Annotated in this window: 19 protein-coding genes and 1 pseudogene; 1 reads left to right on the top strand and 19 read right to left on the bottom strand. The window is 40.1% G+C overall.

The window, feature by feature from the left end:
* Positions 1-65: 65 nt before the first annotated feature.
* From BUB35_RS11620 to BUB35_RS11540, 17 genes and pseudogenes are all read right to left on the bottom strand, one after another.
* Positions 66-1295, bottom strand: coding sequence for an S-layer homology domain-containing protein (locus BUB35_RS11620; protein WP_072851929.1), 1230 nt, complete (start codon positions 1293-1295; stop codon positions 66-68).
* Positions 1296-1379: 84 nt separating this feature from the next.
* A complete protein-coding gene (locus tag BUB35_RS11615; protein ID WP_072851928.1) occupies positions 1380-2441 on the bottom strand; it encodes a sortase in 1062 nt (353 codons plus the stop codon).
* Entirely contained in the window at positions 2428-3366 is a 939-nt protein-coding gene (locus BUB35_RS11610) for a hypothetical protein (protein WP_072851926.1), read from the bottom strand. Before BUB35_RS11610 ends, BUB35_RS11615 begins: the two co-directional genes overlap by 14 nt.
* A 6-nt stretch (positions 3367-3372) precedes the next feature.
* Positions 3373-4011, bottom strand: coding sequence for a hypothetical protein (locus BUB35_RS11605; protein ID WP_072851924.1), 639 nt, complete (start codon positions 4009-4011; stop codon positions 3373-3375).
* A gap of 2 nt (positions 4012-4013) precedes the next feature.
* Positions 4014-4700: a hypothetical protein gene (locus tag BUB35_RS11600; RefSeq protein WP_072851922.1), complete on the bottom strand. Its 687-nt coding sequence runs from the start codon at positions 4698-4700 to the stop codon at positions 4014-4016.
* A complete protein-coding gene (locus tag BUB35_RS11595; protein WP_072851920.1) occupies positions 4697-5356 on the bottom strand; it encodes an SAF domain-containing protein in 660 nt (219 codons plus the stop codon). The genes BUB35_RS11600 and BUB35_RS11595 overlap by 4 nt, the downstream gene beginning before the upstream one ends.
* A gap of 3 nt (positions 5357-5359) precedes the next feature.
* The gene (locus BUB35_RS11590) at positions 5360-6289 is read right to left on the bottom strand and encodes a S1 RNA-binding domain-containing protein (protein WP_242949244.1); all 930 of its coding nucleotides are present in this window, start codon (positions 6287-6289) and stop codon (positions 5360-5362) included.
* A complete protein-coding gene (locus tag BUB35_RS11585; RefSeq protein ID WP_072851918.1) occupies positions 6234-8276 on the bottom strand; it encodes a VirD4-like conjugal transfer protein, CD1115 family in 2043 nt (680 codons plus the stop codon). The genes BUB35_RS11590 and BUB35_RS11585 overlap by 56 nt, the downstream gene beginning before the upstream one ends.
* A complete protein-coding gene (locus BUB35_RS11580; protein WP_072851917.1) occupies positions 8218-9279 on the bottom strand; it encodes a hypothetical protein in 1062 nt (353 codons plus the stop codon). Before BUB35_RS11580 ends, BUB35_RS11585 begins: the two co-directional genes overlap by 59 nt.
* Positions 9280-9417: 138 nt before the next feature.
* Positions 9418-10059: a DUF6100 family protein gene (locus BUB35_RS11575; RefSeq protein ID WP_072851915.1), complete on the bottom strand. Its 642-nt coding sequence runs from the start codon at positions 10057-10059 to the stop codon at positions 9418-9420.
* Complete coding sequence (locus BUB35_RS11570) at positions 10049-10573, bottom strand: DUF5697 family protein (RefSeq protein WP_072851914.1); 525 nt, start codon at positions 10571-10573, stop codon at positions 10049-10051. Before BUB35_RS11570 ends, BUB35_RS11575 begins: the two co-directional genes overlap by 11 nt.
* The gene (locus tag BUB35_RS11565) at positions 10570-12921 is read right to left on the bottom strand and encodes a VirB4 family type IV secretion system protein (protein ID WP_334292966.1); all 2352 of its coding nucleotides are present in this window, start codon (positions 12919-12921) and stop codon (positions 10570-10572) included. Before BUB35_RS11565 ends, BUB35_RS11570 begins: the two co-directional genes overlap by 4 nt.
* A 528-nt stretch (positions 12922-13449) precedes the next feature.
* Entirely contained in the window at positions 13450-15006 is a 1557-nt protein-coding gene (locus tag BUB35_RS19070) for a lysozyme family protein (protein WP_072851910.1), read from the bottom strand.
* A 64-nt stretch (positions 15007-15070) separates the two neighbouring features.
* On the bottom strand, positions 15071-15334 hold the full coding sequence (locus tag BUB35_RS11555; protein WP_072851908.1) for a Txe/YoeB family addiction module toxin: 264 nt from the start codon (positions 15332-15334) through the stop codon (positions 15071-15073).
* Positions 15327-15593 carry a type II toxin-antitoxin system Phd/YefM family antitoxin gene (locus BUB35_RS11550; protein WP_072851907.1) on the bottom strand — a complete coding sequence of 89 codons (267 nt, stop codon included), beginning with the start codon at positions 15591-15593 and terminating at the stop codon, positions 15327-15329. The genes BUB35_RS11555 and BUB35_RS11550 overlap by 8 nt, the downstream gene beginning before the upstream one ends.
* Positions 15594-16851: 1258 nt before the next feature.
* Positions 16852-17559, bottom strand: a pseudogene (locus BUB35_RS20130) (hypothetical protein); the annotation flags it as partial.
* An 18-nt stretch (positions 17560-17577) separates the two neighbouring features.
* Positions 17578-17934, bottom strand: coding sequence for a fimbrial protein (locus BUB35_RS11540; RefSeq protein ID WP_096348627.1), 357 nt, complete (start codon positions 17932-17934; stop codon positions 17578-17580).
* A 939-nt stretch (positions 17935-18873) separates the two neighbouring features.
* Here BUB35_RS11540 and BUB35_RS11530 point away from each other — a divergent pair.
* Positions 18874-19035 (top strand): helix-turn-helix domain-containing protein, encoded by a 162-nt coding sequence (locus tag BUB35_RS11530; protein ID WP_330391178.1) that lies wholly within the window; start codon positions 18874-18876, stop codon positions 19033-19035.
* Between the two features lie 219 nt (positions 19036-19254).
* On the opposite strand, the gene BUB35_RS11525 is transcribed toward BUB35_RS11530, so the two are convergent.
* Positions 19255-19551, bottom strand: a complete 297-nt coding sequence (locus BUB35_RS11525; RefSeq protein WP_072851901.1) for a hypothetical protein — start codon at positions 19549-19551, stop codon at positions 19255-19257.
* Between the two features lie 854 nt (positions 19552-20405).
* Positions 20406-22226, bottom strand: coding sequence for a CHAT domain-containing protein (locus tag BUB35_RS11520; RefSeq protein WP_072851899.1), 1821 nt, complete (start codon positions 22224-22226; stop codon positions 20406-20408).
* Between the last annotated feature and the right edge of the window lie 180 nt (positions 22227-22406).

The raw sequence follows: 22406 nt of genomic DNA, 5'->3' as shown, positions 1-22406 counted from the left end.
TAAAAAAAGCTCTGAAAAATCAGAACTCTTTCTGCGCCATATTATATTTGATTTAATTCAGTCTCCTATTTGAAATAGGCAAACATCTCATAGGTCAGTTTTTCGCCTACCACAAAACCAGCCACCTGATACTTTGGATTCAGGTAATTCTCTCTATGTGCTTGTGAATTTGTCAGGTTACGATGGGCTTTATCCGCTGTTGCCGCATTCTTGACTGCGTTTTCTCCCACCAAGTAGTCGGAAAGACCAAAGTCTGCTGCCATTTGGGTGGCTCTGCCCCAGTACTTGGAAACGTGTCCATCGGCAATGGTTTTTCCGTCATAGGAAATAAGTTTTTCAAATGTGGAATAGCCATTCAAGGAACGCTCGATGTTCTTGATTTCACATAATGCCTGTAAATCAGCATCATAGCGTAGTGTAGGCACACCATTTTTCTTCCTCTCCTGGTTTACCAGATCAAGAAGCTTCTCACTTTCCTCCCAGTAAAAGTCATGGTAGTTGCCATAGAGCTGTTCACTGAGTTTTTCCATATCATACCCATTTTGCTGAAGCAGGCGATAGAACATGGTCACCAACTCCGCTTTTGTAACTACGGCATTGGGACGGAAAGTACCATCACCAAAACCAGAGAGGATACCCATATTCACCAACCTGCAGATAGAATCCTGCACCTGGGGGCTGCATTGCGCAGTATCTGAAAATACAGCAGTATATGCTGTTTGATTTTCCTCGAGGAAATGAGAAAGGAATAAAGCGATATACTGTCGCTGTGCCGGCTGTTCTAATGTGAAATAAATCCCTGCGAGATTCTCATTTGGATTTCCCCATACACCAGCTTCTCCGCAAATGAGTGCTGATTTTCCCGGCTCCGTATGACTGTCCCAGCTGAAACGGTCGGAAAAGATGCGGCTGGCATCCTGACCGCCATAAAATGTCACTGGATTTAAGCCAAAGTGTGCTGCAATCTCTGCGAAATCACCATACGTAGCAGGTGTATTGGGATAAAAATACCCTCCACTGCCTGATATATATCCACGTTGCAGGAAATCACGAATTGCACTTTCTGCCCAATGTCCCTGAATATCTACAGGTATTTGCCCATTGGCGTATAATGGTAAGCTGCCATAAGCCGATTGTGACGGGCGAGGCACAATGATTTCGGATGCAGCATAGGGTGCATTTGGGTGATTCCCTTTTGAAACGTCCCCCAGCAACTCTCCTGTTGCCGCAAAGGCAGTCTGGGATATGGTAAGTGCAGTCAATATAGCGATACAAGTTTGTACAAGTCTTTTCATGGTAGTTCCTCCTTCTTCTCTTTTTATCTTCTGATACAAAAAGATGGGATCAAGGACAACAAAGAATGCAGCTTTTGCTGCATTTTATTTCTGTACTGCCTGTACCAAAAGGCGTTTCGTCGGTTGTTCTTCAATACAAGTCACCATAGTAAGGGTATTTTGTTCCACTGCTGCTGTAATATCACTCCAGTCTGTTTCCGCAATAGGTTTGATGACCGTTACCTGATAATTCCTTGTTCCAAATCTTGTCTCATAAGTAACCGTATCTCCAACTGCAATATTTTTCAAATTACGAAAATCATACTTATAATCCCTGTTATGTGCGCAAAAGCCTACATTTCCATCCCAGATCGGTGTTTCAGAGAAATGACCAATGGCTGTTTTGATGGTTTCCAGGTCTGCGCCATCCTTTACTGGGAATTTAGAAATACCGATACTTTCTATGGTAAGATATCCAAGGATATCATGTGGTATCTCTGTGGCAGTTGCCTGTGGATTTGTATAGTTTTCCAATGTTGTTTGAGACACCCTGCTGGTATCGAAATCGTATGTTTTCATAGCTTTGTCCAGCATACGGATCATTTCTGCCCTTGTGATATGCGTACTACCGTTTATCTTATTTTCTGGATATGTATCAATCACGTCGGCTGCATACAGATTACGCACGGATGTATTCACCCATAAAGGAATGTCCTCGCTATCGCTGTATGGCAGCTGCACGCTGTTATAGTTTTCGCTTCTGACCAGCCTGGATACAATAGAGATTGCTTCAAATCGTGTGATCTCATTTTGCGGCAAGAATATATTCCCCTCATACCCACTGACAACACCGCTTTTTACAGCAGAGTCGATATATGGATAAAACCAGTCTGTTGGAAGTACATCTGTAAAACTGCTATCCTTCTGTGTGATGGGATACAGTTCCAGCTTATCCAGTAATGCAACGGTTTCAGCTCTGGTAATGGTAGCGTCTGGGCGGAAAGTTCCATCTGGATACCCACTGACCAAGCCATAGCTGCTGTATTCTGTGATATATGCCTCGTCCGTATGCCCTGCAATATCTGTATAGGTTGCTGCAAATGCTGGTGTCGGTATCAACGCTACAAAAGTCAATGATATGGCAATAAGCCACTTAAATCGTTTCATGCTCCTCCCCCTTTTCTTCAAATTCTGGAGTATCTTCTATCTCATTTACTTCTTCTAATCCATCTAAGTCAGAGGGAACTGTTTCTATCTTACGTCTCTTCATCAAATAATAAATGGTGCCGCCTGCCAAAAGCAGCAATACACACCCTCCGCCAATGAAAAATGGCAAGTAATGATTTTCTTCCTCCATGACCTGCATTTCTGCTTTCTCTCCCAGATAGGTCAATGTGTATGCTGTCTGTTCAGAGATTTCTTTTTCCACTGTACCGGTATAGGTTACTTTTGCGGTATATGCTGTTGGGATTTTGACGGAATAGGTACCGGAATACAGGGCTTTTGCATTATAGTTGTTCCCTACGGCAGTATCACCGCTGCCCATATTATTATCCCCGATCCACTGGATGTCGTATAATGTCATACTAACACCGCCAGACCATATATTTTTCGCAATCTGGCTGGTATCCATGGAGGAAAGTCCATAGTACATTTTGGAATCAGACTTCGTATACGTCTTTGTGGTATATCCTGTTGCTGCGTATTGGATAGAAGCATGATCCAATTTCAACTCACCTTTATATCCATCTTCATCCTCATAAGTTTTGGTTTCCCCAAGATTTGCTGCTACCTGCCCACTGCTTTCCGAGCTCACAGTTGTTTCTGCTGTTTGAGATACTTCTTTTGTCAATACCTCCACCACTGGCTCACTTTTTACATCGATCTGGTGATAGGTATAGCCGTTCAACTCAAAACTGGCTCCCAATAAATGGTCGATGTCCTCGCCATTTTTTAAGGTATACGTCTTTTCAATGTAATAATTCCCGCCTTTCATATAAGTTTCTGTTGTTGGTTCCGGTGCTTCTGTTGCCGCTGTGCATAACAAAAGTACCGCTAACGACATAGGAAGATACCATCCCTTCCTTTTCATGTTTTCTCACCTCTTATCTTCCAAACTTCCATAACCATGCAGTACTGTACAGACTGAAAAAAAGAATACTGCCATACCAAAAGCGATCCACTGCTTTCCACTGGCAGTGAGCAAAAAATTTTGTACTTTCGGCTGAAAAACAGCCAGCATAATGGTCATTCCAGCAAAAAAGAAAAACACCGCTGTTATGTAAGCAGGCATCTTTCGTATTTTTCTTTCGTATATTTCTTGAAGCCGCAGGACCTCGATCCATTGCTTCCTAACTTCCTGTTCCACACCTGCTGGCAGCATATTTGCCTGTTCTAAGATTTGTAACCGATGAAAGTCTCTCCGCATCGAGTCATCTTCCTGAAGCAATACAACATCTGCTGTTTTCCCCTTCAGAAATGCGATCCTGCTTTTCCTGCGATTCCAATACATTTTTTTCACAGCAAAACCATGGCGCAAGAAAGGAAAGCCCAAAGACAGGACAAATGCAAGATAAACATTTTGCAGCAATAAACCGAAACATAAGCCAAAAAACCACAGAAAAAAAGAAAAAATGATTGCCGTTCCTCTTTTCTTCCTTCTTTTGACACCATGGTCTTTTTCTATTCTTTTTTTCAAGTCTGACCAGTTCTCTTTTCTTTTTATACCCAAACGCACATTTATGTTTCCTCCATTCTGTCGCAAATCATTTGAACAGCATCCCAATATTTCCTATGGCATAGACTCCCTCCTTTTATCATCCTGCCCTCCAGATAGGCAATTTCCAACTCTTTGCCAAAGGGCAGCATACCGTCAAAACCGCCGATTTTCTCACTCACCTCCTCGTAAGGGCTATATGGCTTCACTTGCCCAGCCAGATAAATGCTGTTCTGTGGTAGATTTCTTTCATTCTCCTGTTCATACAAAAGCCCTCTTTTATCCGGTGTCAAAATACAGACAGAAAGTTCTGCCTTTTTCTTTGCAAATCGGCAGAAGGGATTTGACATATCTGAAGTCAGATCCCAAATGATACTATCTGACAGACTTTCAGCAATGGAACAAAATATTTCCATCTGTGCTTCATCTCTTATGCCTTCTTCCTGTAGACCATATCCCAGAACACCTACCAACGGATTTTCCCGAAGCACCTTTACAGCTTGCGTGAAATGAAGTTGATTGATTTCTTCTGAGAACAACCTGCCAAGTCCCATCTTGCCATCTTCCAACATTGGAAGTATCGGTATGATTTCGTCAGAGCTAATGATCAATACACGCTTCTGGTCTTTTGTCAATGCATCTGCCAGTACAAAGGAAAACAGTGTTTTTCCACTGGACGGGCTGCCAAAAACAGTAATATGTTTTCTCATGGTTCCTCCTCAAAATATGCGCTTTGCTGCTGCAATAATTTTTCTGCCAGTTCTTCATTCTCCCGTACCATAACAGAAACATGAAACACATCCTTTCGATGTTTCTCCAGAAATGTGCTCTGTCTTTGATTGGCAGATACCGTGATCCAAATGACACCTTCGGCATCTGGTTCCATGGCTGTGATAACACGAACAAAGTTCAGTGCAGGAATGTCGATCAGACCATCGTCATACCCATTCATTTTGATGATGTCACCCGTCTGCAAGGCTGTCACTTCACTGCCTTCCATGATTTGGACCATGGCAACGGCTGTTTCATAGCCCTCCGGCAACAACGACATTGCCTCGCCATCCTGAAAGGGTACCTGACTGACCTTTTCTGTCAGCAGGATATCACCTGACACAATGTCAACAGCGGCATATCGTCCAATGACGTCATATATATCTGTGACTGCCGTATCTGATAAAGGATATGCCCCCATACGGACGACCTCCAGATCATCTGCATCAAACATTGCACCCTGTTCTATGGATTTTGTTGTACGTACCACTTCTATTTTGGGATACATCTGCTTCGCTGTGAGGGGTACAGCGAAAAATAATAAGAGAACTGACAGAAAAAAGCAGCCCACAGCACAAAGTAATCTGCTGCGCATGACTTAAATATTCTGGCGCATGATGCGGGTAATGATCCCTACCGCTACGCCTCGTTCCTGATCCAGACGTGTTACCACAAAACTGACGTCATCATGTTTTCCCGGTAGTCTACGGTCTGTACAGCTATATGCCAATGCGTTTACACCAATATCCAGCTTTACAAAAGTAGCACCCTTATGTACGTCTGTGACTCTTCCAGAATAACGTCCCTGTACCTTACAACGGCTGAGTTTTTCCAGCACTTCATTTTTGGTAATGGCTTTCATGTCTGCTTCCAGCTTTACTTCTTTTGTTTCCGGGTTACACTGGATACTTGTCACCTGCGTTAAGACTGCATCTCCAACATGGAACTGTTCTCTGGCATCTCCAATCCATTCCCAAGACAGATTTCTTGCTGGAACAGAACACTCCACCCCAAAGATTTCCAGACGCACTACTTTTTCTGCTACTGCAATCACTCTTGCCTGCACCACTCTGCCTTCTGTTACCATAGGTGCCGCACCATTTTCGCCAAAAAAGAATTTATTGCGCTTTACGAGCATTGCCTGTTTTCTGCTGGCAACAACGCTTTGTGCCGCTGCATCAATTCCCAAAATAATGAAATCTACTTCGCAGCCCAGCATATGATTCAGTATCCTGATCTGTCTGCTTTTCATTTCTCCATAGCCTGTGTTCTCTGTCAGATTCAGCATCATTTCATCTACGGGAATGACTACACGGAAATCCCTATAATATACTACCGCTACGGTACTTTCTCCACTTTCCTCAATACCGCCTAATACACCGGAAAGGATACGTCTGCTGCGGTATGCGTTCTGCAATTCATACCACGCCTGTTCTTTTGCGTCTGCGGCTGTTACATAACTGCCATTACTTTCAATGGTCAATACCGGCATCTGCTGCGCCTGTATCATTTTTTCCTCCTTGTCCATTGTTCCTTGCCTCCTTATTTTTACTCATCAATTGTTTTTTCGAGATTGAAACCACTTTCTTTGGTTCTTTCGGTTGTACTTCTTGTTCTGAAACGGCTGATTTTATTTCCTGCCTAAAGGATTCCTTTCTTTCTTCTGACAGTGCCATTTGTTGTTTGGGTTCCTCTATTTTTACAGCTGGTTCCTTTTCTTCCATCTGCCAAAGGGGGATATGGGTAACCGCCTTTCTTTTCTTTAGTTTTTTACTTTCCGGGTGCAAGGTATAATCGAATTTTTTCACACGAAATACCTTTTGCCCACGGAGTATGATCAGTGCTTCGTCCAATGGCATACGCAGGACTTCGTCTTGTGTCATCAGCTTTCGTCTGCCTACGGAACTGGTTTCACGAAAATCCGGTGTGAAGTTGCTGACACGCCAAGTATGCAGCTGTTTGGACTGACTGCTGACCGAGATGGTCACCTCACCCGTGCGGTCTGACAGAAAACGAGCTGTCATTTCATCTGTACAGCCCAATGCGATCTGTGTATCACAGTTACCAATGATCTCCTGCCATTCGTCATAGGGATAGCGGTTCTTTAACTGTGCGATATTTTGGAATATCACGGAAATACTGATATTTCGGCTGCGTACCGTTGATATTTTCTTTTTAAAGTCCGGTATGGCACCGATGTTCGGAAACTCATCCAGAATAAAATTGACTGCCTTGGGTAATTTCCCGTCTACACCATTTCGGTCTGCAAAGCGCACTAGCTTGATAAACAGGAATGAAAAAAACAAGGATGACAAAAAGTCAAAGGTAGAATCCTGATCGCTGGTGATGCAGAAATACGCACATTTCTCTTTTCCAGGTAATTCCAAGTCGATTTCCGGATATGCGGTGATATTACGAATCATTTTGTTCTGGAACACCTGCAATCTGGCACCAAGACCAATGATGACACCGCCTCGGACTTTTTCACCTGCCTGCTTAAAGATATGATAGGGTCCTTTTGCAGGGTGCTCCTTTGGCAAAAGTGCAAAACGTGCATCCATCTCTTTCTCCGATAACTCCGCCAGCATACGATATACCTGACCTAAGTTTCGCTCCTCCTCCGTTTTTTCCATATCCACATACAGGATCAATGCTTTCAGCAGGTTCAGCTCTGACATATCCCAGAAATGATCTGTTTTCCCGTCACTTGTGTTCTTGATAATAACGTCAGCACAGGTCTGTGCCATCAACTCCTCATGCTGGATCTCCCACATACAGTTCCAGCTGTCACTGTTTGGCGGATTGACCAGATTAAAGACCTTTACCGTATATCCATGCTCCTCCAGATACACCGACATATCCTCATAAAGTTCTGATTTTGGATCTGTCAGCACCATGCTTTCCCCACGTCTGACACATTGGAATATCATATTACGCACAAAAGCACGGGATTTCATGCTGCCAGAAGCACCATATACTGCAATATTTCGGTTCATCCTGCTTTCCAGTGGGATACTGGCAATCTGTTTTTCAACAATACCCAAAATCGTGCCTTTGGTATGGCGGATATCCGTCAGACACAAGAGTTTCTTCATTTCTTTTTGCTCCAGATATCCTGCTGTACCATAGGTACCCTTTTCGGAATAAGCAAAGTTGCGTTCTCTGTCTAATTCGCCGCCGGTACTGTTTCCCATATGCATCACCATCACCACCAGAATGGTGATCAAGATGCATTCGAAAAGCAAAGCATAGAAGCCATCCATTGAAAACACATGACGAAAACAGGAAAGTATCCCTGCATCCGGAAACTGCGGTGCAGTACCATCTCCTGCTACACCGCCGGCAGCTGACCATATTTTGTAGTTTTTTAGAAACTGTGCCAGATACCCAACACCGTACAATAATGGAAGGATACCCAAAAGCAGTATTGCGACTGCTTTTTTCAAATCACGTCGTTCAAAAGAAATTCTCTCGGACAGCTTCCATGTCCACTGTTGAAATTTGGGTGGCTTCATCGCAGTATTGTTTCACCCCTTCCTTCTGGAAGTCAAAACAAATGACCTCTCCTTTCTTCTGGGCATATCTCAGCTGCATAACAAAGAGAAGCAAGCGTTTGATGTCAAAGTCGAAACAGATCAAAACTGGTTCCAAGGCATCATTATACCCATCGTTTATGATGTTGCTTTCTGCATTGCTTTTTAAATCCTCTGTTAGCACCTGATATAAGCACTGATACATTTGTGCATCTTCCAATATCTGAAGCAAAAGACTGCCGTTCTCATCCAGCGGGACACAGCAGAATTTCTCAAAGGGGGAATCTCGGATATCTGCTTGTCGTTTCACCTCTAAGATAGGGGTATCTGTTTGACTGTAAAATAAAAGCGCTCTTGTTTCTGAAAAAGAGTATCCTTTTTCCTGAAGCACAGAACGCAGTAAGATATCCGCACGTTTCTCCACATTACCATACCAAGATGTCACCCCATCCAGATGGTAGCAAAGCCAGACTGCGTTTTTTGTAAGCCAAACACCTGCTCCACGGGAACTGATGACTTTCGTAGAAAGGCTTCCCATGTCTTTCCATTCTCTGGAACTGTAGAAAACAGACTGCGAGAGCTTTACCTCCGTTGGCTGTTCCTGAAAGATACTTGGCTTTTCATCTCGGAACAGATTGGTACCAGCCAAGAAAAAAAGCGCCATCATTTCTGCCAGACGACGCTGCCTCTTTCTATGGACCAAATCACTGCGGCGCATGGAGGCATCAGCACCATTTGCCAGAAAATATGAAAACCGATTATAATCACTTTGCAGCATCCAGCGTTTTCCGCTTATGGTGAGGCGATAGCCTTTTACCCCATCTTTCTGGTATCGAACGATTTTGTTTTCCAAAAGTAATCTCTGTAAAATTTTCTTTCGGTAATCAGGCTGCGGGATCAACAGTGAAACCATATCCTCTCCAACCTCATCTGCCATAGATAATATCTCCAGCACATGATACGCTTTGGCATCTTTCTGTATCATGGTTTTTTTCTCACCTCCAAAATACGGGATATGACTTCTGACCAAGGCTCCTAAACTCGGTCAGAACTTATCCTTTCCTTGCGCCTTACTTTCCTTTATTTTTCAATGGTTTGGCAGAACTTCTGACCAATCCCAAAATCATACGCTTTCCAGTGCCATTTCTGGATACCACATCTGACCAGTCTTTCGTCTGATTTCTATATGTGTGCAGTTCTTTTTTCCGACCTTTGTGCGATAATGCAGCTCACAAAAAGCACCACTGTCATCCAATAAAAAAAAGGCGTTGATCACATCCAACACCTCTTTGGCTTCCAGATTATCATAGTCTCGAATACCTCTTACCGGGATACCTTTGGCATACTCATAGGTATAACAGATAAATGCTTGTTCCATACGACAGATTTCCTTCTCTTGGCAAAAGCACTCCAAAGCAAATGACAACGGTTCCAGCAAGAACACCACGTTCTGCCTTCCTTTGCGTTTCGGTAAAAGCTGTGGGATGATGATTTCGTATCCCATTTCTGTTTCCATGACCTCGATCCCCTGTGCATCTGTCACTGTATGCAGCATACGTTTTCTGCTGCTCATGGGATAAGATCCCACCAGATTTCTGGCAGTACAAGCAATGGCTTCTGCACGCATTGCAATATCCATACCCAGATCTTCAAAATTTTCCGGATACTTTGCGGCATCTGTCATTTCATAGGCACAGACTGCGTTTTTTAAACGTATGATGTCGTCTTTCAGGCGATTGGTTCGATCATATAAATTAGGACTCATAGGTAAAATATGCCACCTCCCCATGTTCTTCCACTGTACAGAATACTGCGTTAAGTTCTGACATTTTCTCTATTTGTGCCTGGTCTTCCAAAAGTACAATGGGCTGAAAGCAAATGCTTTGCTGCAACGGCTGAATGGAACGGCAGATCACCAGTTCATCCCCTTCCATACAATAGAACACACTGTAAACACTCCCACTGCGGTACATCTCCAGCATCAGCGGGAAATGCGCTGCGCCATGATAATCACAGTCATCTAAAAAATCAAGAACCAACCAGAAACTGCGGATCAGCTTCATATCTTCTCTGATATCCTTAGCTGCTCTTATGATTCCTGCCTCCTGATCCAAAGAAATCCTGCCTTTTTTCACCAGCTTTCTGAATGCCTTTGCCATGGTTTCTGAAGGCAGTCCAAAATACTTTTCTACCTGCTCGATTTTCAATGCTTGATATTCTGACACCAGTTCTACGATTTTTTGTTCCAGACTCTGCCTGTTTTCTTTTACCGCAATCACTGCTTCATCTCCCTTCTTTTTAATAATTCCTGTAACTGCTGACGGTCTGTGGTGATCATTTCTGTTTCCAATGCTGATGCCTTAAACTCAACAGTCACATTATTGTTATTGGTAAGAATTAGACCATTTCCTCTTGCAAAGTGCGTGATATTCATGACCTCTGTATCACTCAGATTTAAAATCTCTTGCACCCTCTGGGCTTCTTCATCCTCCAGATTCAATACGATTTTTGTTTTGCTATTGTTAAGAATACCTTTGCCATACTTCCCATCATCCAATGCGAGGAAGTCATTGATATCCTGTGTGGCACAAATAGCAGCACCGCCATATCCACGAATGATTTTAAAGATTTCCAGTACGAACTCCGCTGCCAAACGGTTACTGGATGCACCAATAAGCTGCCAAACCTCATCAATAAAGATTGCTTTTTCCACAGTTCTGTCTTCTTTCGCCTTATCCCAAACATAATCCAGTGCCAGGAACATCCCCACTGTAAGCAAGTCGCCTGTCAGCTCAGATATATCCAGTACGATATATTTATTATCCAGCCTTACATTGGTCTGTTGGTTAAAGGTGCTGGCAGAACCATGGACTAGACGGTTCAGGATATTTGCCATGCGTTTTGTTTCCGGATTTTCCATCAACACCGCATAAACATCACCTAATACCGGCATGGGTTTATAACTGCCATCTTGTTGGTATAAAGACGCATTTTGATGAGTGATACCTTTCAAGGCATAAGTCTTGATCAACGCCTCATCCAAAAGCTGGCGTTCCTCATGGCTCATATCTGGTATCAACAGAGAAAAGAAAATATGAAGGCGCTGGATCTTCGCCGCCAGTTCCGAGCGTTCTGCCCTTTGATCGCCGTCCAGACAGATATTTGCTTTCTGGTCAGTCTTTCGTATCTCCATGATATTGATACAATGATGGGACGCCGGAGAAATCTGGATAAACTCACCGTCGATGTTATGGCAGGCACGACGAAACTCGTGACCTTTTAAAGGTGCCAGAATAAAGACCTGCACATTTTTCTCACGCAGACGCATTGCCATCAACTGTAAGGTGAATGTTTTTCCTGCGCCTGATGTACCTAAAATCGCCATATTGGCATTCTTATAAATCTTGGAGTTAAAAATATCTACAATAATTAAGGAATTGTTATATCGGTTAACACCAAGTAAAATCCCGTTATCATCACTCATTTCAAAACTGACATAAGGATAACAGCCGGACACGCCGGAAGTGAGGACATTTCTTTTAGATAAGGCATAGAGCCCTTTTTCCATTTTGTTCAATGGTAGGGTAGACAAAAATGCCTGTTCCTGCCTGAAATAGCATAGCTTCATCTGCAAATCCTGCGACACCATCAGTTTCTTCATTTCATTGCTTCGCCATTCCAATTCTTCTACACTGTCGGCAGTGATGGTAATGAGGATATTCATATAATAAAAATCCTGATTATTTGCAAGACCTTCTTTCAAGTAATAGCCAGAACGTATTGCACTGTCGATTTCATCAAAGTCTGTATTGGTATCTGATGTTTCCTTCATTTTAGAGCGATTGATACGAATCTGCTGACCTAAACGGAACTGTGCTTTGTCCTTTGGCTCCTTATTGAGGAAAATATCCACATCAATCCCTTCTCCGGCATTGACCAAGAGAGAAAGCCAGCCTGCTGCCACCTGTGATTTATAGCCATCTGACGGTATCATAAAATAAGCGTAATATAAACCGTCTATCTCAATATAACTGCCTTTTTGGAACTTAATCTCCTTTGGCATCACCAAAGAGGATATGGGGATTTCTATTTTGTCCGTTTTATCCACAGCCAAGAAGTATTCATCCACAGCTTCTGCTGCATTTTCCACAAAACCCACAGAATTGCTCTTTTTGCGGTTCAAAAGGATATAAAACAGCTCTGCCATAAATTCTTCTGGCTTTTCCTGTTCTATGACCTCGTTGCCGCATTGTCTAAGATATGTTCTGGCTGTCTGTTCCGCAATATGCAGCTGGGCAATGGCTTCTTTCTCCTCATTCTTTTTACTGCCGCCAGGCATGGGTTCATATTCCAAAACCATGAAAAATCGTCTGGTAACAGCTTCTTTCAAGCCGATACGTCGAATCAGATTATAGTAGTCCATCAAAAGGATCTTGCACTTTTCATTTTTCTCTTGTGCGATATCATTCTGTATTTTCTGCAAATGACTTCCAATATCCGCTTTTTTCGATATGACCTTAATCTGCATTTTCACTGGACTGATTTTCAAATATGACATATAGGAGTAGACGATGTTTCTTTGCTCTCTTGCACTGCGTAATAGAAAGTTGATAGGCTCAATCTCCATGATTTTGATATATCTCTTATCCTTTAGATAGCAGATACCATTTTCAATCTTCTCTACTGGGAAGAAATCTGCTTCTGCAGGCTGTTTCTTTTTTCTTTTTTTACGAGCAGACACTTTTTCTTCCTCATCAAACTCCTCTGGCAGATCACCAATATCCGGGAACAAATGCTTGTCCGTTCTTTTTTCCTCTGACACGCACACTGTTTCTACTGATATCGTTCTTCTTGTACGTAGAAAATGGAAAAAATTCATGAGAAATGCTGTCAGGCTCTCTCCGCCCACACCGATCAAAGCAAAAATGCCTGCCGGCAAAGCCGTCAGGCACAGAATGATGATCTTTGTGGTAAAGGAAAAAGCCGCTATCTTCAACACAGGAACTGCAATTCCTAAGGAAAAAACTACGGCTTCTATGGCATTTCTCAGCTTCAGTATCCCACCGAATAGTGAACCTTCACTGATGAAGTTTGGTGGAATCAAATAAATATCTCGTTCTTCTTTTGACTTTGAAATGATTTCCGACCTCCTTTCTCATTGGCTGATATACTCCCTTGGATTCACTTCTTCACCATTGACCAACACACCCAAATGCAGATGTGCTCCGGTCACTCTGCCAGTTGCACCTACTTCTGCAATAACTTGTCCGGCAGCAATACTTTGTCCTTTCGTCACAAAAATATCACTACAATGGGCATAAAGTACCTGCACACCATTTCCACAGTCCACACGAATATGGTGCCCGTATCCTGTTTCGGAAAATACAACAGAAGTGACAACCCCGCCTGAAACAGCATTGATTGGTGTACCTGTGGGATATGCAATATCCAATCCTTCATGAAAAGCCTGACTGCCGTTCAGAGGATCTACACGGTAGCCAAACTCCGAAGATACAGCAGCGTTCCAGTTTTTTCCTATAAAAGGAGAACCCCAAACTCCACCACCAGTGAATACCAAATATTTCATGACAGCCGCTACATATTTGGGATTACCATAGCTACTCCATCCCAATTTCTGCTGCATCAGTTTGGAAAACTCCAATGCGTTTGCCTCACTGTATCCCCCATAATTCTCCAATGCCCAGCCGATATATCCGTTTCCGTAATTATAGCCCTGTAATGCCAAGCTAAGCTCGTCCATCTGACTGGGAGAACTACATCCAGCACCCTGAAGGCAATCAGCAAGATAATGCACCCCGACTTCAATGGAATATTCCGGATCAGTGATACCGTTTGGTTTCTTCGGGTATTTGGTATTATAAGGACACTCGCTTGCCTGCATCACATCTGGTACTCTGCCACCGCTTTCTGCCATCATTACCGCACAGATTACATCGAAAAACTGAGGGATGCCATATTGTTCCGCATATTTTTTGATGAGATCGCTATATGCCAACACTTCTGCACTGACTTGTGCGCTGACAGCCCCCATCATACTGCCATATAGAAATATTTGCAAATTAGACGCATAATCCAACGCCTTTTGTTTTTCTCTTTCGTTTAGACGGAAGATTTCATCGGCGAAATAATCATCTCCTGCATACTGCACCGTATAAGTATAGGTTGTGATACCATCTGATGTAGATGTTGATACGTCATAAGTAAATAATGCATCTGCATGATTTTGAATGAGTGACATCACTTCTTCTGTACTGATGTCCTCCGTTCCTTTCCATACAGAATACTGGCACAAAATCAGCATCGCATTTGCGCTTACGTAATGAAAATCATCTGAAATCACTGCCGTTTCGTCCTCACCCAGTCCATCTATCTCTGACTGTATCTGTGTAAGGATACTTTCATGCGCATGATCTACTGCTGTCCATACTGCACTTTGATAAGATTGCAAATTTTGCATGATAGCCGTTTGGCTGTTCAAAGCCTCCATAGAACCAAAACCTCCAAATAAAAAAGAAGGCAGCATACAAAGAAACAATATCGGCAAAAGCAACAGGAATCCCAGTCCAGCCAGACCTTTACCAATATTTTCTTTTTGGTCCCAAAGTACTTCCGCTGCTGCAAAAGGACCGCCCTTGCCATATTTGAAGGCTTTCAAGATACTGACTGCCTGCACTGCATTCTGTTTCTGCACCCATTGATTACCTCCTTTTTTAGCATAAAAAAAGTTCTGAAATCAACATTCAGAACTTTTCTAATTACCTATCTCCATAGTGATACCGACAGGCTAATACATATATGTTGTTTTGATCAATTTTATAAATCAATCTATCTTTGTCATTGATGCGTCTGCTCCAAAAACCTGCTAGATTACCTGTGAGAGCTTCCGGTTTACCAATTCCTTCATTACCATTTCGAGAAATATCTTCCAATAACGAATTGATCTTTTTCAACGTCTTTCGATCTTCCGTTTGCCAATAAAGATAATCCTCCCAACCATTTTTCGTAAATACCTTATTCATTTTCAGGCACCTCGATCAATTCATGAGAAGAAAAATCCCCCTGCTCTAACTGTGCCTTGGATTCCATCAGCCAATCATAATTTGCTCTGTTGCCAACAACATAAATATTTTCCATCAGGTTATTGTAAGCTTCTTCAGAGATCATTACCACATTTTTATTGTCTTTTCTAGTAACAATTAGTGTTTCATAATCATCAGTTACTTTATCCATGCAGGATTTCATATTTTCACGTAATGTTGTATAGTTAACAGCGATCATACTATCCCTCCTTATAAACGTACAGTATTCTGTACTTAAATTATAACGTACAGTTTATTGTACGTCAATATCTTTCTCTATTATATGCTGTTTATAAGAAAACTACACAACCTATAGAAAATTATACCCTATCCCTTCTTTTCGGTGGCTCTGGCAATTTATTTTCAATGTGTTCTTGATATTGTATCTTTCCATCTTCCTTCATAAAAGGCTCTTTGATTACAGTTGGCTGAGCATACTGATGATACCACTTTGACCCATCTGCTGCGGTTACTGTTTTATAATCGCCTTTCACTGGCGGCATATATTTCTCCGTATCATACATAGCAAATGCCCTGCCTTCTGAAAACTCATGTGTTGTTTCCACACCTGTGATCCTGCCGCCACCCATTTCTATTTGACTGTATACGGGTACTTCTGTAACTCCATTAGGTTCTACGCTGCTGAAACTTTCATTTTCTGAATAAGGCACAGAAACACCGCCCCTATCCTGAAAAGCACTTTGCTCCTGATGATTGTTTTCACTATAAAATGGGATTGTATCAGCATTCATCTGTGGACTTGAATCCACAGCATCATTTCCATAATATTCGGAAGTAGAAGCACCAATATTCTGCTGATACTCCGCAATTACCTGTTCCGCAGAAGTTTGCATATCTACAAAGGTCGTTTCCTGCGAATTGTTACTTTCTGTACCAGCAACAGAGAATTGACCAGAATCCCCTGTAGATTCTGTATCATTTTTCTGCGTCGTATTTTCAGTATGAGCCATCTGTTCCATAGAAGAATGATTTACGCCCATATAGGAAGAAAATGCTTGTACTGCTTCTTCTCCTTTCATGGTTCCTGTTTTCGTAACATCACCCCTTGCAATACTGCTTATGACATTTGTGGAAAATCCACCACCGTTTTGGATAGAAGAATTATAAATAGATCTGGCAATATTGGAAGCGATACTATCGCTTTTTCCAGTGATATTATGGATTGCACCTTGGCTGAACTGTCTGCCTACGGCTCCTGCCAAGCCACCGTGTAAAAATGTTTCCTGATGATTTGTAGCACTGCTGGTAGAAGATTTACTGCCACCGACCTTTCTCGCCCGATCAATGGTACGCATAGCAATGGCTGCTTCACCAAGCATAGAACTTCCTGTTCTGCCTACATTGATTCCCAGCATCTGAACAAAACTGTCTATTTTCTGGGAAACCTTCAAAAACGCAACTGCACACAAAAACCAGATCAGAAAATTTCCGTTTTCCAAAGATAACGGATTAGCAATAAAACCAGCAAACATAGATGTAAAGATACGAAGGCACCATACATTCATCAATATCATCAAAATTTGTCCGCCCAGCATCCTGCACCAGCTTCGAAAAATATTCATAGTATTTTGCGAACCACCCATGGAAAAAGCCAATGGTGCTGTATACACCAAAACACCTAATAAAACATATCTTTCTGCTGCTTCAAATAGCAGTCGAATATAGTTCCATGCGAGAATCACCAGTAATATCAAAGCAATCAGTGCAATGGAACCACTTAATGAAGCCCCTAGTACAGTAAGCAATACAGAATTGAAATCTGCAAAATCCAGTGGTGGCAGTTCTTCTGTCATCAGCCACGTATAAGGCGTTCCTCCGATATCTAAGATAATATCTAAGATATCCTTTGCAAAAAAAGCAAGAAACAGAAAAATACAAGTTCTGATTGTAAGACTGACTGGATTTTCTGCCTCTCCACTACTGGATACTCCAAAATTTCGGAACAACTGAAAGACTAGGTTTAACAGAAGCAAGCCAATGGCAAGTGCAACAATGATACTATAAAATGTTTCAGCTGCTGGGAAGTACATCAAAAATGTTTCCATATCACATCCCAAAGCCCCCAAAACTGATGTATTGATCATATCCAGTATGTTCATCACCTGTGTTGCAATCCATTCTACAATTCCATCAAGTATTCCCAAAGGAAATCCCTCCTTTGCTTATGCCTTCCATTGACCACCTTCAAAAAATGGTGTGATATATGCCATGATAAATCCAAGACCATTGATGATTGCCCATGTAATGATGATTCGTTTCAACCAAGCTCTGGACTCGTCTACCGTCCTGCCACTTCTGGAAAAGTTCATCATCAAAAGTGCAATAGCAGCCGTTACTACTGCCGCTATGGTGGATATAGCTACAATTTGACCATATACATCTTTCATGATTTCCGTAGCCTTTTCCCATACAGTTGCCGCAAAAACAGGCTCCGTCATATAAAGCAACATGGTACTGCTACAAAAAAGTAGATAGCCTGCCTGAGCAATGGAAAATCTTTTCTTCTTCTCTTTTTTCATGTTTTGACCTCCTGTAAATGGAATATAAAAAAGGCATCTGATTTTCATAATCAAATGCCTTTGAATAAAAAATATATTTTGTTGTTTGGATAGACTTCCATATTGGTATCTTATCATATAAGAAATATCGTGTAAATGTCAGAGCAGTATCAATTAAGTGTCGAAGTAGTGCCAATTTAGTTTCAGAAATACTTCTGGACATAATGTCCAAAAGTATATGATTGCCGCTTTAAAAACCACTATAGCAGTCCTAGCTCTGTTTATTATTCTCATACTGGGGCTTTTCTGTTTCGGCTTCCAATAGCCCATTAAACACTTCCTCTACACTTTCATGTACAAACTCCTTAATCTTCTTCCCTTGATAACTTCTTCATTTAGTTGTAAAATTTCCCCAAAATTGATTTGTTGTCTTCTTTTGAAAGGTATGTCGCAACTTTATTCTGTCAGTGATTTGTAAACTTTGCACCATTTTATCTATTTTTTAATTTGCAAAATCCATTGCATCTTTCCTTTACGCTATTTTGTATTGCTTAAATTTCTCTGCTACAATCTAAAAATAATTTTACCTAAGCCCTTACCAACGTCATATTTTCAATCAAATCAATCAACTTCTGTATTTCCCTTCTTTCAGCATCGAATATTTCTTCTTCTGTATGCGTAATATAAAAAAAATCACTTAAAAGTCTTGGCTGACAAAGTATACAACAATTTAACTTCATTCTTTCTTTATATTCTTTCCATCGCTTTTTGTTGAAATACATTTTGCTATCACCACATTTCCTGCATAACTAATTAAGTCAAATTCCACATATATATATAATTATATAACATTGTGGATATAATCACAATATTGTTCTCTATATATTTCACCTATAATTTATCTATCTTTTATTTTAGGTGGTGGTTCTCATCATAAGTTATGCTCCTCTCTGGAATACCATGAAAAGAAAAAATATCTCTCAATATCAACTTCTGAAAGCTGGTATTGACAACAAAACATTAGATTCTTTAAAGAAAAATAAAAATATTACACTTTTGACAGTGGAGAAACTTTGCAATATTCTTGATTGTACCCCAAACGATATAGTTGTATTTTTATAATATTCTTTTACTCAAATATACTTAAAGTTCCTATTATTTTTAATTTTCATTATTTCGCTAATACTCTATTTATGTACATCAATTTTGTATATCTTCTATTGTCATTGATCTAAACTCCTTAGAAGGTCTAAAGCCAATAAAAGGAATAGTCTTTTTTCCCTCCGCTTGGTACTCATCCAGTTCGTGCAAATACTGTGCACAGTAAAAAACAATATCTTCCTAATTTGGTAATTTCTTCAGCTCTGGATCTATATCTTCTGAAGCAACGCCACAAGCATAATCTACAAATTTCTTACTTCCAAATCTAATTTCCGGGTGATTTTCCCTTAGATACACAATTAAATCATCTTGAATGCTGCCCATCGTGGGACTGCCTTTTTCTATTTCAGCATTATTAGTTGTCACATTTGTCTGCATACCCATATAATTATTTTCACCTACAATATTGATGAGCGTCAAAACAAGTCCCGTAGACACAATCGCAAATAAAATACCAGATTTTATAGAATACTTCATATAAACGCTCCTTTCAGCTATAAAAGCTATGCTTTCTTAATTTATTGCTTTCATATTAGAGAAAAAAGAACTTCTACATAGAAGTTCTTTTTTCTCTAATATATATAATTTTATTCTTCTTGTAAAGTTTATATCACTATTCAAAATCTAATTACTCTCTCTTTTCTATCCTGTTTTAAGAGATTGATATCACCTAAATGTAATATCTTTTTTCGTTTGAAGAATAATAAAAGAAAAATATATAGTAACAATTCATTTATATGAATTGTTACTATATGTCGAAATGACGAAAAATAGCGAAAATTCCCTTCACTATTTTATGCCATTTGCTCAAAATCGTAGTTGATACATCTTGATAAAAATTAATTTCATGTTATAATACAAGTGGTGCACATCAAAAGAATATCCCCATATTCTTTAAAGAGCAGGGAAATTTTCCTGCTCTTTTTCCAAAATTCCCCAAATTTCTAATCAAAACCACTAGTAAACTAGTGGTTTGATCAACCCCTAGAAGGGGTATTACGTGCCAACCCCTAAAAGGGGCATCGAAAAATATCATCGCATTTATTTGCACTGCAACCTGTAAACAGGTACTATAATTGAGAATACAGTATGTTAATTTAATATTGCATATCTATCCTTCATTTGATAATTAGTAAATCCATAGTAATTATCATTCAAAAAAAATATACTAAAGTATTTTATTTACCCCTAGTAGAACTAGGGGTTTTGTTAAGCTAAAGCACCCAATAAATGACCTTTCAGATTTGCCATATCCGAAAGGTCATTTACCCCCATTTTTCTATGACTAAAGTAATTACTTGACAGATCTTTTATGGTAATCGCTGCATGATTTATAAATTACATTGCAGTACATACTGATATTTATCCACTCCAGTAATTACATCGTCATCATCTGTAAAAGTATAAGTTGTACTTACATATAAGTAAGTGTTTCCATTTTCGTCCATTTTGGAAGTTACTTCCTGTGATTCTACAGTAAGGTTGTCCAAATATTTATTCTCAAAGATGTTTTCTACTGCTTTTTCCTTTGCTTCTGCAATCTTATCATCCATATTTAATACTTGAACAGGTTTCATTGCTTGTTTCTGCTCATCAGATGGTAATTTCACATAATATTTTACTGGAATATCATTTTCACAATAAACCATTACATAATAAGGAGTTTCATATCCGCTAACAACATAATTATAATTCAAATAATACATTCCATTTCTGTCCATTAACTGATACTCATCTAACACAAAATCTTCTAAATTAAAGCCAGGAACTTTCTTGGCTAAATAGTTTTCAACCTCATGGAAATCTTTCGTTGCTTTGTTGATATGAAGGTCTTCATCAATATAAGTGAATATATCAGTAATATTTACATTCTGCGCTTTGGTGTCTGTAATAGGCAATGTTACAGTCGTATCTTTATCACCATAGATTACAGAAGTATATACAGTTTCATCCCATTTTTTAGCAAACATATTATCTACATACGATTGTGCGTTACTTACAGTAAATCCTTCTGCTAATTTTTTATAAAATTCAGTCAGCCATTCTGTCATATCTGGACTATAGACGTTTACTCTCCAACCAATCGAAGATTTAACATTGGCATCTTCAACCATATATTCTGCAATATTATAATTATACCCCTCTTTGGGTTCTGCTGCTGTTTGGCATGAAGATAAAACTGCTAAACGACAAGCATCAAGATACATATCATCAATTCCTGCGTAGTTATAGCTACCATCTTTTTGATCTTCTCCTATTATAATACCGCATTTATATTTAGTTTCTTCTTTTCCGTCAACAGAAAATTTTATTTTATGAGGAAATCCATGACCAGAAAATGTAACAACTGAAGCGCCTTCACAGTCATAAATCCTTGTTTTTGTTGGTTCACACTCTCCTACTACATCATATCCTAATCCATTTACGGCAAAATCACCCTCTGTGCCGAAGTATTGTTCTCCAGCAGTTACATCTCCTTCTGTGTCAATATCACTTTGCCTTGCTCCATATAAATTAGCACGATAATCCGTTACTAATTCATAGACCCTTAATTTATATGTATCCGTATCATCAGCAGAAACAGCTGAAGTAACTCTAAAGTAATACCATTCATCTGGAACTACATAAAAATATAAGTGTTCTGGTTCATTGTCAGAATTATAACTTGTAGCAATACCATCGAGAGATTCATTAAAAATTTTTAAATCATAGTCACACTGACTTGGTATACTAGATAATCTGACTTCTGCCAAACCATAGTCATTATACTTGATTTTAAAATAATCAATATCATCTTCTTCAGAGATTGTTCCCTCCATATCGACACATTCACGTACTGTATCTGCCGTTGATTTGGTATCATTTGTTTCAATTTCACCCAAAATATCATACGCATAAGTAGATGCTTCTTCATTTAATTCATCATGTGTACGATGAGTAACATATTTCTCTCTATTCTCTTGTTTATCTCTTCTAATCTCTTCCAGTTCCTGATATGAGTCTTCTAATTCCTGCAGATCTTCTTGCGATAACTCTATCCTTTCTCCATTTTTGTAAACAATACCATCGCGCTTGTCCATTGCATATACCTGAACATTTAAGCAGCTTACCACTAACGCCCCTACTAATACTCTACTCAATATTCGCTTCATTTTTTCCCCTCCGTTTTAAACTCTCCCTGCTTTTCTCTTCTTTACTATAATAAGCAACATGGATCTATATTAAAAAAGTGGACACATAAAGTAACTATCTATTACAATAAAGTAGACACCAAAAGGAGGTATTTACATGTCAACAAACAGCAAAGGTATTCGCTATGACGAAGACTTCAA

The organism is Anaerotignum lactatifermentans DSM 14214 (assembly GCF_900142265.1).
GTDB lineage: Bacteria > Bacillota > Clostridia > Lachnospirales > Anaerotignaceae > Anaerotignum > Anaerotignum lactatifermentans.
This window is presented reverse-complemented; position numbering and strand designations above follow the sequence as displayed.

Coding starts and splice junctions, on each gene's coding strand:
- BUB35_RS11620 (WP_072851929.1), bottom strand. CDS start 1,295: ATGAAAAGACTTGTACAAACTTGTATCGCTATATTGACTGCACTTACC.
- BUB35_RS11615 (WP_072851928.1), bottom strand. CDS start 2,441: ATGAAACGATTTAAGTGGCTTATTGCCATATCATTGACTTTTGTAGCG.
- BUB35_RS11610 (WP_072851926.1), bottom strand. CDS start 3,366: ATGAAAAGGAAGGGATGGTATCTTCCTATGTCGTTAGCGGTACTTTTG.
- BUB35_RS11600 (WP_072851922.1), bottom strand. CDS start 4,700: ATGAGAAAACATATTACTGTTTTTGGCAGCCCGTCCAGTGGAAAAACA.
- BUB35_RS11595 (WP_072851920.1), bottom strand. CDS start 5,356: ATGCGCAGCAGATTACTTTGTGCTGTGGGCTGCTTTTTTCTGTCAGTT.
- BUB35_RS11590 (WP_242949244.1), bottom strand. CDS start 6,289: ATGGACAAGGAGGAAAAAATGATACAGGCGCAGCAGATGCCGGTATTG.
- BUB35_RS11585 (WP_072851918.1), bottom strand. CDS start 8,276: ATGAAGCCACCCAAATTTCAACAGTGGACATGGAAGCTGTCCGAGAGA.
- BUB35_RS11580 (WP_072851917.1), bottom strand. CDS start 9,279: ATGATACAGAAAGATGCCAAAGCGTATCATGTGCTGGAGATATTATCT.
- BUB35_RS11575 (WP_072851915.1), bottom strand. CDS start 10,059: ATGAGTCCTAATTTATATGATCGAACCAATCGCCTGAAAGACGACATC.
- BUB35_RS11565 (WP_334292966.1), bottom strand. CDS start 12,921: ATGGAGATTGAGCCTATCAACTTTCTATTACGCAGTGCAAGAGAGCAA.
- BUB35_RS11555 (WP_072851908.1), bottom strand. CDS start 15,334: ATGAATAAGGTATTTACGAAAAATGGTTGGGAGGATTATCTTTATTGG.
- BUB35_RS11550 (WP_072851907.1), bottom strand. CDS start 15,593: ATGATCGCTGTTAACTATACAACATTACGTGAAAATATGAAATCCTGC.
- BUB35_RS11540 (WP_096348627.1), bottom strand. CDS start 17,934: ATGAAAAAAGAGAAGAAGAAAAGATTTTCCATTGCTCAGGCAGGCTAT.
- BUB35_RS11530 (WP_330391178.1), top strand. CDS start 18,874: ATGAAAAGAAAAAATATCTCTCAATATCAACTTCTGAAAGCTGGTATT.
- BUB35_RS11525 (WP_072851901.1), bottom strand. CDS start 19,551: ATGAAGTATTCTATAAAATCTGGTATTTTATTTGCGATTGTGTCTACG.
- BUB35_RS11520 (WP_072851899.1), bottom strand. CDS start 22,226: ATGAAGCGAATATTGAGTAGAGTATTAGTAGGGGCGTTAGTGGTAAGC.